Origin of the sequence: Pseudoalteromonas sp. AOP7-A1-14 (assembly GCF_052376275.1) — a bacterium.
Lineage (GTDB): Bacteria > Pseudomonadota > Gammaproteobacteria > Enterobacterales > Alteromonadaceae > Pseudoalteromonas.
Map to the genome: position 1 here is coordinate 1 of NZ_JBQSVO010000120.1, position 11,225 is coordinate 11,225.

General features: G+C 40.5%; 10 protein-coding genes. 2 read left to right on the plus strand and 8 right to left on the minus strand.

Going from position 1 to position 11,225, the window contains the following annotated elements; translation table 11 throughout:
- Nucleotides 1-47: 47 nt before the first annotated feature.
- From gap to glk, 5 genes are all read right to left on the minus strand, one after another.
- A complete protein-coding gene (gene gap / locus ACT3RM_RS15055) occupies nucleotides 48-1,052 on the minus strand; it encodes a type I glyceraldehyde-3-phosphate dehydrogenase (RefSeq protein ID WP_441995217.1) in 1,005 nt (334 codons plus the stop codon).
- A 16-nt stretch (nucleotides 1,053-1,068) separates the two neighbouring features.
- A complete protein-coding gene (gene eda / locus ACT3RM_RS15060; RefSeq protein WP_441995215.1) occupies nucleotides 1,069-1,689 on the minus strand; it encodes a bifunctional 4-hydroxy-2-oxoglutarate aldolase/2-dehydro-3-deoxy-phosphogluconate aldolase in 621 nt (206 codons plus the stop codon).
- 29 nt (nucleotides 1,690-1,718) lie between these two features.
- Nucleotides 1,719-3,572: a phosphogluconate dehydratase gene (gene edd, locus ACT3RM_RS15065; RefSeq protein ID WP_441995213.1), complete on the minus strand. Its 1,854-nt coding sequence runs from the start codon at nucleotides 3,570-3,572 to the stop codon at nucleotides 1,719-1,721.
- Nucleotides 3,573-3,881: 309 nt separating this feature from the next.
- A complete protein-coding gene (locus ACT3RM_RS15070) occupies nucleotides 3,882-4,898 on the minus strand; it encodes a LacI family DNA-binding transcriptional regulator (RefSeq protein WP_441995211.1) in 1,017 nt (338 codons plus the stop codon).
- An 18-nt stretch (nucleotides 4,899-4,916) separates the two neighbouring features.
- Nucleotides 4,917-5,915, minus strand: a complete 999-nt coding sequence (glk, locus tag ACT3RM_RS15075; protein ID WP_441995209.1) for a glucokinase — start codon at nucleotides 5,913-5,915, stop codon at nucleotides 4,917-4,919.
- A 313-nt stretch (nucleotides 5,916-6,228) separates the two neighbouring features.
- On the opposite strand from glk, the gene ACT3RM_RS15080 reads away from it, so the two are divergent.
- Nucleotides 6,229-7,248, plus strand: a complete 1,020-nt coding sequence (locus ACT3RM_RS15080) for a LacI family DNA-binding transcriptional regulator (protein ID WP_441995207.1) — start codon at nucleotides 6,229-6,231, stop codon at nucleotides 7,246-7,248.
- A 165-nt stretch (nucleotides 7,249-7,413) separates the two neighbouring features.
- Here ACT3RM_RS15080 and ACT3RM_RS15085 read toward each other — a convergent pair whose 3' ends face one another.
- From ACT3RM_RS15085 to ACT3RM_RS15095, 3 genes are all read right to left on the minus strand, one after another.
- The gene (locus tag ACT3RM_RS15085; RefSeq protein ID WP_441995205.1) at nucleotides 7,414-7,866 is read right to left on the minus strand and encodes a DUF302 domain-containing protein; all 453 of its coding nucleotides are present in this window, start codon (nucleotides 7,864-7,866) and stop codon (nucleotides 7,414-7,416) included.
- A 307-nt stretch (nucleotides 7,867-8,173) separates the two neighbouring features.
- The gene (locus ACT3RM_RS15090; protein WP_441836109.1) at nucleotides 8,174-8,830 is read right to left on the minus strand and encodes an SMI1/KNR4 family protein; all 657 of its coding nucleotides are present in this window, start codon (nucleotides 8,828-8,830) and stop codon (nucleotides 8,174-8,176) included.
- 349 nt (nucleotides 8,831-9,179) lie between these two features.
- Nucleotides 9,180-9,959 carry an alpha/beta fold hydrolase gene (locus tag ACT3RM_RS15095; RefSeq protein ID WP_444511403.1) on the minus strand — a complete coding sequence of 260 codons (780 nt, stop codon included), beginning with the start codon at nucleotides 9,957-9,959 and terminating at the stop codon, nucleotides 9,180-9,182.
- Between the two features lie 837 nt (nucleotides 9,960-10,796).
- On the opposite strand from ACT3RM_RS15095, the gene ACT3RM_RS15100 reads away from it, so the two are divergent.
- Nucleotides 10,797-11,225, plus strand: a 429-nt coding sequence (locus tag ACT3RM_RS15100; protein ID WP_444511404.1) for a TonB-dependent receptor plug domain-containing protein, incomplete at its 3' end; no start/stop codon positions are given.

Here is an 11,225-nt window from a genome sequence, read left to right on the forward strand (position 1 = left end):
CAAAACGCGGCTTTGTTGGATAAAGCTAAACTTTTACTTAGGCCTAATTATAAATACTGACCTAGTGCTTTAACTTGGTCTAGCATACGATTTGAGAAACCCCATTCGTTATCGTACCAAGCCATTACTTTGACTAGTTTGCCATCAGCCTTTGTTTGCGTTGAATCAAAAATTGATGACGCAGGATTATGATTAAAGTCGATAGAAACGAGCGGTAGTTCGTTATATTCTAAAATACCTTTCATAGAACCAACTGAAGCAGCTTTCATTACTTCATTAATTTCGTCAGCTGTGGTTTCACGCTTGGTAATGAAAGTGAAGTCAACTAAAGAAACATTGATTGTTGGTACGCGTACTGACATGCCATCAAGTTTACCAGCAAGCTCTGGTAGCACTAAACCAACCGCTTTCGCCGCGCCGGTTTTTGTTGGGATCATAGACTGTGTTGCACTGCGCGCACGGTATAGATCAGGATGGTACACATCAGATAAGTTTTGATCATTTGTGTAAGCATGAATAGTTGTCATGCTACCTTGCTCGATACCTACGGTGTCGTTAATTGCTTTTGCAATTGGCGCTAAACAGTTAGTCGTACAAGATGCATTTGAGATAATGTTGCTATCAGCGTTAATTACATCACTGTTAACACCATGAACAACCGTTGCATCTAAATCAGTACCTGGTGCTGACACGACTACCTTTTTGGCGCCTGCTTCAATGTGCTGATTGGCCGCTTCACGAGACGTGAATAAACCAGTACATTCTAAAACGATATCTACGTTCAATGCTTTCCACGGTAAGTTAGTTGGATCGCGTTCTTGAGTCAGGGTAATTTCGTCATTACCAATTAGCATGGTCTTATCAGACAGCGTTACTTTTTTAGAAAATTGACCGTGCACTGAGTCAAATTGCGTTAAATGCGCATTAACATTTGCTGGTGCTAAGTCATTAATTGCTACGATTTTAATTTCGTTATTTTGTGCCGACTCATAAAGTGCGCGTAATACGTTGCGACCGATACGGCCATAGCCATTAATTGCTACATTAATCATTATAAACTCCCGTTAATTATTTAACTTCACTTGCTTGGCGAGCAAGCTCTTCAATGGCTTGCCAGTCTTTATTTGCTATTAATTTTTTGTCTAACATCCACGTACCACCAACACAAATTACATTGCTAAGTGCTAAGTAGTCAGGTGCAGTTGCTAAAGTAATGCCACCTGTCGGGCAAAAAGTAACCTGCGGTAATGGTGCGCCAATAGATTTAAGCATTGCAGTACCGCCTGCAGCCTCTGCTGGAAAGAACTTTAAAAACTTAAAACCATGGCTAGCCAGTTTCATTACTTCGCTAGATGTTGCCGCACCTGGCAAAAATGGAATATCCGTTTCCTTTGCAAGTGCTAATAGTTCATCATTAACACCTGGGCTCACCATAAAATCAGCGCCGGCGGCAACAGATGCATCAAAGCTTGCTTTATCTACCACGGTACCTGTACCGACGTAGGCTTGTGGTACAGCTTCTTTCATTAGCTTTACCGCTTCTGCCGCTATTGGCGTACGCAAGGTAATTTCTAATGCTTTTAAACCACCATTATAAAGCGCTTTAGCAAGTGGCGCGGCGTCTTCAAGGTTGTCAATTACAACCACAGGTACAACCGGTGCTGACGATAATATTTTTTCAATACTCATTGCTTGTTCCTCATATCCAGTACGGCGTATTATTCTTTTATGCCAAAGGCGCTGGCGCCCATATCTGCGCTACTTACGATACTTCTAAATCCTTCAAACAACTCACGGCCAGTACCAAATGTTTGGCTTGGCATACTAAGTTGTAGTTCTCGTTGTGCTAATTCTTCGTCACTTACATGTACTTTTAAAATACCTGCGGGAGCATCAAGCGTAATTAAATCACCCTCGTGAATTTTAGCGATAACGCCACCTTCAACTGCCTCTGGCGCTAAATGAATAGCAGCAGGCACTTTGCCTGATGCACCTGACATACGGCCATCGGTAACAATCGCAACTTTGTAACCTTCATCTTGCAAAGTTGCCATTACTGGCGTTAACTTATGAAGCTCCGGCATGCCTTTCGCTTTTGGCCCTTGCTCTTTAAGTACAGCGATAAAATCTTGGTTTAACTCACCACGGCTGTATGCCTCTTGTAACTCTGCTTGTGTGCTAAATATTTTAGCCGGTGCGCTTACTACTTGATGTGACTCGGCAACAGCAGATACTTTAATCACCGCTTTACCTAAATTACCCTGAAGTAGCTGTAAACCACCATGCTTACTAAATGGGTTATCAACAGGGCGAAGAACATCTTCATCCAGTGACTTTTCAGGACACGGAACCCATTTAACTTTACTTGGGCCTGAGCTGTCAGTCATAATCACGCTGCTATCGCTCGCTAAACGAGGCTCACAGGAATACGCTTCAAGGCCTTCACCGACAATCGTTTTAACGTCGTTATGTAAGAAGCCTGCGCCAACTAGTTGCTTCATTAAAAAGCCCATACCGCCTGCAGCTTGAAAGTGATTTACATCTGCTGAACCATTTGGATAAATGCGTGCTAGCAGTGGTACAACCGCAGATAAGTCGGACATATCTTTCCAAGTCAGCTGAATACCTGCCGCTTTAGCAATTGCCACTAAGTGGATTGCATGGTTAGTTGAACCACCCGTTGACAGTAGACCAACTAAACCATTGATAATGGTTTTTTCAGTAATAACATCTGCTAAACAGTTTGCGTCTTTACTATCAATTAATTGATTAAGCATGGTTTCTACTGCATTACCGGTTAAACCATCGCGTAATTCAGTATATGGATTTATAAACGAGCTACCTGGTAGGTGTAAGCCCATAATTTCCATAAGCATTTGGTTTGAGTTGGCAGTACCGTAAAACGTACAGGTACCGGCACTATGATAAGACGCACTTTCGGCTTCTAATAGTTCATCACGACTTACTAAGCCTTGCGCGAATTTTTGACGTACGCGGGCTTTTTCTTTATTAGGAATGCCTGATTGCATTGGCCCTGCTGGTAAAAAGTACACAGGTAAATGGCCAAATGATAATGCACCAATCAATAAGCCCGGGACAATCTTGTCACATACACCTAAGCAAAATACACCATCAAACACATCATGCGATAACGAAACGGCAGTAGACATAGCGATTACATCACGTGAAAAAAGCGACAACTCCATGCCATCACGGCCTTGGGTTACGCCATCACACATTGCAGGTACACCACCAGCAACTTGCGCTGTGGCATCATGTTTAGTCGCAATGCTTTTAATTAAATCTGGAAAATCTTTATACGGTACATGCGCTGAAAGCATATCGTTGTATGAGTTGATGATAGCTAAATTTGGCTGTTCATCAGCTTTTAAACGCGCCTTATCATCGCTGCTTGAAGCAGCCATAACATGGGCAATATTTCCGCAACCTAAGCCTGCACGAACTCTTGTTTGTTTTTTTGCGTGTGCAATACGGTCTAAATAAGCTTGGCGGGTTGATTTACTACGTTCAATAACGCGTTCAGTGACTTCTTGGATACGAGGATGCAACATAATTCGACTCATCTCTATAGTTAGAGGATAAAGGCTCAGTAACAATTACAGACTCCACGAAAATAACTGTACTGAGCGTCTTTGATTTACCCGTTCAAAGGTACGCTACCAGGCCGTCTCTCACAACCAACCTGACACCGGTGTCAGTTTATTAACGCATGACTGTGACACCGGTGTCAACCTTAACTTTTAAATTTAGTCTAATTTTTTGATATGAGCAAATAATGAATTATTATTTATTTTAATACAGGCAATAAACCCAAGAAAGCGTCATGCAATCTCGGGCTATTATGGGATAACTTAAACGTGCTAGTTTTTTAGCTGAGCGCTTGATTCACGGGTGATCAAACGCGCTTCAAGCGTTACTTGATAAGGGGTTTCTTGCGGCTCACTAATATGACTTATGAGCTGGGTGACCGCTTGCTTAGTCATCTCTTCTACAGGCTGTGCGATAGTTGTAAGCCCAGGCCAAATATGCCGCGCAATGGGAGCATTATCAAAGCCAACAATCGAGATATCCTCAGGTACTTTAAGCTGGCGCTGACTGGCAAGCTTTAGCACCGCAGCAGCCATGTAATCGTTTGATGCAAAAACTGCGGTTGGTCTTGGCGATAAATCTAAAATGCTGCGCGCACTATCGACTCCAGAGTGATAACTAAAGTTACCCTCTTCAACCAAACGTTCGTTAAATTCAATAGCGTAGCTACTAAGCGCACGTCTGTAGCCTTTAAAGCGCTGTTCGGTGGCACTGTGATCTGGATGACCTTTAATAAAAGCAATATTCTTATGGCCAAGCTTAATTAAATGCTCGGTAATTTCAAAAGCACCTTGTTCATCATTACTGCGCACCGAAATAGAGTCATCTTCTAATACAGCAGAGGCAACTCGAGCATATGGAATATTTTTTGTCTTTAAAAAATCAACCAACACTTTAAAATCTGAAAATGGCGGGGTTAATACCAAACCATCTAAACGAGAGGTTTGTAAAAGCTGCTCTATATTATTAATAAGTGCTTCACCACGTAAATCACACGGATGAATAAGTAAGTTATAATGATTTTCTTGGCAAGCGGCTAATGCCCCCGTTTGCACTCGAGTTATATAGCTTTTACTGGGGTTATCGTAAATACAACCGATAATAAAACTGCGATTTTGCGCCAAACCCCGAGCAATTGGATTAGGTGTGTAGTCTAGCTCTTTAAATACTTTAAGTACTTTCTTGCGGGTTGCATCGCTCACGTTAGGCTCATTATTGAGCACGCGCGACACGGTTTTTTTAGAAACCCCCGCATAACTTGCTACACTGTTTATAGTTACTTTTTTCATCCAATACTCATCTAATATTTAACTTTGGCTATTAACATGTAAACAAGCCGCCGCACCGACTAAAGGAATATTGTCTTGCGTTACTAAGGTCACGGGTATTTGCCCTGTGTACTGCGACATAATGCCCTTATCTGCAAAGCGTTCAACAAAGCGGCTAACTAATAAGCGCTCTTGCATACGTGGTAATATTCCACCTCCAATAAATACGCCACCGAGCGCACCAAAAGTCAAGGCTAAATCCCCTGCAACACTCCCAATCCAATCACAGAATTGATTAAGGGTCGCATCACAAATAGCGCATTCTCCTGTTGCTGCTAATTGGCTAATTTGAGCTGCATCAATGTTTTTTACGGGTGCATTATTTACCGCAGCCATTGCGCGATATAAATGGGCAATGCCTGGGCCTGAAAATATAGTCTCGACAGAAACGTGGCTAAGCTCTTTTCTAAGCTCAGCAATTAGCTTTCGCTCAAGCTCTGTGACTGCCGCAAGGCTTATGTGCCCTGCTTCGCAGCTAAGTACTGCGCTACCTTGTGCTGTACGCACTAAACACGCAGCGCCAAAGCCAGTACCAGGACCCATTACCGCAATGTTGGCATTATTATCAGCTTGACCTGCTTTTACTGCTAAATTTTGGCTATTATCTAGATAAGGCGCAGCATACGCAAAGGCTGCAAAGTCGTTGATCACTTCAAGCTCATCAAACGCAAACTCATTTTTTAACTGAGCAACACTAAAGTGCCAGCCTAAATTAGTTAAATGTACTTGGCCTGCTTTAATAGGCCCTGCAACGGCTAAGCATGCACCGCTAGGTTGCTGATGAGGGATTTGTGTGAAGTAATGCTTAATAGCAGCTTCTAGTGAACCAAAATCAGTACTTGGAAACTTATGATTATGTTCAATAACAAACTGATTAGCGCCAGTGTCAAATCCAGTTATTAATGCAAAGCGTGCATTTGTGCCGCCAATGTCGGCAACTAAAATTGGGTTAAATTCAGTATTTAATTGTGAGCTCATGGTGTTTTCTCTATTTGCCTAAGCAGTATTACTACTTGTTTTTATAATTTCAATGGCAAGGCCACTGTGAGCAGATAAGCTTTGAGCTATCACCTCAAAGCGGTTATCCTAGTATTTGCGAAAAATGCAGCCCAACTAAATGAGCAGCCAATACGTTTTGACAACAAAATGATAAACGTCGACAGTATGACACCGGTGTCATACTTTAATCAATAAAAATATTCCATTGTTGACAAATAGCTTGAAAAAATCAGCAAATAGTCGAAAATGACAACAATATTACTAACACTCGTTATTTAACTAAGTTGTGACTATGAAAGGTAAAGCGACATCATTCGATATTGCGCATTATGCAGGCGTATCACAATCCACGGTTTCCCGTGCACTGCGTAACAGCCCTTTAGTTAATGAAGAAACGCGCAAGCGGGTGTTTGATATAGCAAAGCAACTTAACTACAAAGTCGATAAAAATGCCAGCAACTTACGTACCCAGCAAAGTAGCACCCTTGCCTTATTATTATTTGAAGATCCCACTTCTGATGAATCACAAATAAATCCATTTTTTCTATCCATGCTCGGCAGTATCACTCGTGCCTGCGCTAAGCAAGGTTATGATTTACTAGTTTCTTTTCAATCAACCAGCGCCGACTGGCAAGCCGATTACGAAGACAGCCACCGCGCCGATGGCATTATTTTATTGGGTTATGGTGATTACATCGATTACCAAGAAAAATTTAACAGTTTACTAGATCAAAATACTAAATTTGTTTGCTGGGGAGCAAGTGTTGATAATCGGCCTGACTTAACCGTTAGTTGTGATAATTACGGCGGGGGCAAACTTGCCGCTGAACATTTACTAGAGAGTAATCGTAAAGACTGCGTGTTTATTGGTGATGCCTCTGAGCATAGTCCAGAATTTTTTGCACGCTATCAAGGTTTTAAAGATGAATTTAGCAGCCGCGGTATTAAACTTAGCGAACGTAAAATGGCTAATGCCATATCAACTGAAGAGTCAGGCTATCACGCCACGCGCTCACTAATAGCCAATAATGTGCAGTTTAATTCATTGTTTGCTGCGAGTGACTTAATTGCTATTGGTGCTATTCGAGCACTCAAAGAAGCCGGCATAAAAGTGCCTAATGATGTGCATGTAGTTGGTTTTGACAACATAGCCATTGCCAGCTTTGTAAATCCTCCCCTAACTACAGTTCAACAAGACACCACCCTTGCAGGTGAAATGCTCGTTGATAATTTACTCAAACTGATCCGTGGGGAAGAAGTTGAAAACACCCTACTCCCTCCAGGTTTAATAGTCCGCGGTTCGAGTGTTTAAACCTAGAATGATTACTAATGACTTTAATGATTATTCGTCAGCCCTTCAACGATGTAGATTTTAAATGGGCTCACTCAAGGGTTTACATTTAAACCAACTAAATAGAGTACTTTTAGTTAACCAAGATAACTAAAAGTACTTTATCTTTATTCTTTTTTGGAATATTTATTTAGCTACTGCTGCTTTTGATAGCTGCCTTAATACACCCGTAACTTTATTGATTACTTTATTACAACCTTTTATGTCGTGTCTCTTCATCAGATAACTTGGACTATTGTATGAAAGCCAAACCTTACTATTAGCATCCTCACTTACCATCACTTTTTGAGGTAAATCAATAGCAACATTTTGAGCACACTGCATTAAAACCGTACCAATTTTAGGGTTTCCAAAAATAATGACTTCTGTCGGTCTTAACTCTAAATTGACACCGCTGGCATTTTTTTGGTGATCGACTCTAGCAAAGAGAGTTAACCCTTTACTTTCAGCTATACTTTCAAAACGGTCTGCTGTTTCTTTTACCGAGTAATTACTTTCATATTTAATCAAACCATCATCAGCTATTACTGAAAATGATAAACAAACGAGTATTAAACTTAATGATATTAATTTTTTCATTTCTATCCCCTTACGAAAAAACTTATTTAAATAGATAATTCATCTGGCATCTTACTAAGCGGCGCAAAATACGATCCACCGGTGCCTTTAATACCACTTAAACACTCACATTGATAAATTCTCTATGATAGAGCCTAAATTTAGCAACTATACCAACGCTATCACAGCTTGTTGAAAAGAGCCGAATTAAAGATATCAGGCACGTTGAGCGACAAAAATACGCAGAGATTTCCTCTGTAACAAACTAAACAGAAAACCAAAAAAAGGTTGAAATGCAATCAGAGACTAATCAAAGTGCAGCTACTTATTATGCGCTATTTACTTCAAGCCACTCACAAAATATGTCCCCTGAATTCTCATCACCAAACTCAGCAGGATTTTTAACGATTTCTAATGCTGTTTTAGGAATAGATGTATTAAATTCCTGAACAACCCAATCTTGAAATTTTAAATTAGGCTTTACAATAAATTCATTTTTTTTAAAGCTTGCGAAAGGTGTTTCATCAAAATCGTCATTCCAACAAACCTCATCATATCCTATGGCAATTAACCGAATAAAATCTACAGCATTGTCAGCTAGCACACAGGCTAAAATTGAACCTGAGCCAGATCCAATATGCACAATTTTTTGTTCACCGTTATCATCAAGCCAAAAAGCGGCTACAGAGCCATCCCCACCTGTACGCGCAAATATACGCAGCCTATCTTTAATACCTTTGTGAACAATGTAAAAGTCATCACTTTGTTCCTCAGCGTAAAATTCGATTAAAGTACCGCCCGGTCTTTGGTGATCATCCCATTCATTTCTTACTTTTTCTATGGGGTACAAGTAACCAACACGACCTGTTTCAGTTTCTTCAGCTAAACCATTGCTTTCAATCCAATCAAATAATTTAACTAATGGTTCAGGTATGAACATTGTGTCAGGTAAGGTGTCTTGTATTTTTTTATGAAGTGGAGTCAAATGAAAATCATCCTTATCGTATACGCCTCACAAGAGACAATAAACAGCTTGCTAAAATGTTGAGGAACGAAAACAACAAACTGCTTTGTCCTGCTTGAGTAGCTTATTATAATCCATTTTTAGCGCCGAGTGTAAACAGTAAAATTGGGGCCTAAGACCTGTTAAGAAGCAAAATATAACCCACTTTATCTATATTTTAATATTCTTGTATAGATAATAAACTCATCGAACTTTCTTTTGTTATTACGCGTTTTTTAATTATACCTAGAGATAAAAACATAATAAAAGAGTCACTAAAATAATATTAGACTTAGATACTAAGTCTGCGAACAAGTATTCATTAACAAACTTAACGGGATAAAAAATTCAACACCGCGCTATTTACTTTATCAGCCTGATCGACCGTTAAAAAATGACCGGCACTTTGGATTTGTTCGATTTGTACCTGCACTAACATTTTTTTGGCCCGTTCGAGGCTCCCTTGATCGTTCATCATGTCATTATCGCCAATCAGCACTAATGTCGGCAAAGTAACCTGTTGCAGCTGCTGATCCGAAAACGGCCGTAGCTCTGTTATTAAATCAGGCACAGGGTCATCCCTAAGCGCTGCTACGTATAGATCAAGATAAATTGGGTTTATCGCCTGTGGCTGGCTCGACAGACTCTTTAAGCTCTCGTGTACCTGATCGCGATCAGGATTAAGAGTAAAAAAAATACTCGTCAGTAACTCGCTACTGAACTGAATCCAGCCAAAGGTTTGAGCTGGACTTAGTAACACCAAACGCTGAATACGTGACCTATCTCGCGCCGACTCGGCTAATGCAATCGCAGTTGCCTGCCAGCCACCACGCGAAGCGCCAACTAGATGCATCGAGTCCAGTTCCAAAATATCGAACAACTCCTGATACCAGTTAACCAATTGATCCATATCTGTAATGTCTGCGCTCGCACGCGAGCCGCCCGAACCTAGTAAATCATCGATGGCATAAACCCGATAATTTTCGGCCAATGCAGCAATATTAGGGTACCACATAGCTGAGTTTGCCTGCATACCATGCAGCAGCACCACTGGCTCTGCATCAACAGGGCCAGCGACAATCACTCTCGCTTGGCCTAGTGAAGTCGGCACACTGAGCTCCCGATAAGCTGTCGGCCACAAACTCAGAGCACGTTGATAAAGATCAGCATTGGACAACGTATTGGCCGGTTGCAGCTGTAACTTGGCATTTTCGGTGTGACGATCTGGTAGTAAATAGGCAGCCTCTGCCTGTGTAATCTCAGCTTTATCGCCAAACCAATCGCAACCGCCCAGCAGTGTCAGTATTGACAACACGCCTATCAAACTCTTCATCTATATTCCTGTATGGGTTTTATTGGTATTTCTAAATTCGAGCCATCATTGGCTCTATAGTGATATATGTATTGATATTAAAAGACCTATTTGCCAACTTAACGCCCATTTAATTGTTCCACTCGACCACCTGCGTAATTCTACTGTCTCTAGTCACATTTATTCAGTACTTGCCTCAGTACTTAAGCATTATCTCGCTAAAATAAAAAATATCAAAGCGGACTTTTTGCTACTGATTTTTAAATTACTATATAAACCATAACCGAGGCCTTATTTGGCTCAACTGCTCAATAAGTGATCATTTAGTACCTCTCGAATCTTTCGAACTATTAAATCATAATAGGACTGTGAGAATTGAAAAATTTAACTTTCATAAAAATGACTAACTCTTTAATTCAAAATTAAATAATTTACTGACTGTTAACATTATCGCCACTAACGTTTTTAGCAAACTTCATGACCCTCTCAAGAAGCCTTGTATTAACTCCTCTAAATTTTCAGCCCTCCCCCCAAGATTAACAAAAGTAAGTAATAGGTTGACTCTAGCTACTACCAATGAAACAATAAGAATAGTTATCATTTCTATTACTATAAATATTTGGGACATATAAACAAATGGAACTAAACCACAAGCTCTACATACCAAGAATTTCAAATAACTGCGCATCAATTCCTAGTTTTAAAGGCCGCAAAAGTCGTTACTCTTTAGTGTTAACAATCGCTGCGGTATTCTCTGGACAAGTGCTTGCAACGCAAGAAACTACAGATAAAAATATAAATAAAGACAACCAAGATATCGAAGTGATCGAGGTGAAAAGCTCACCATTTAGTAATCAAAACCCCACTCGAATCCCTCTGTCAGCTAAAGAATTACCACAGTCTGTAAGTAGCATTTCACGTGAGTTGATGGATTTAAGCGCCATTACTGACATTAACGATGTTATGCTAAATGTTCCTGGCGTAAATGTTACACAGTATGATAGTCAGCGACCTTTGTACTTCGCTCGAGGCTTTCAAATTACCGATTTCCAAGTAGATGGTATA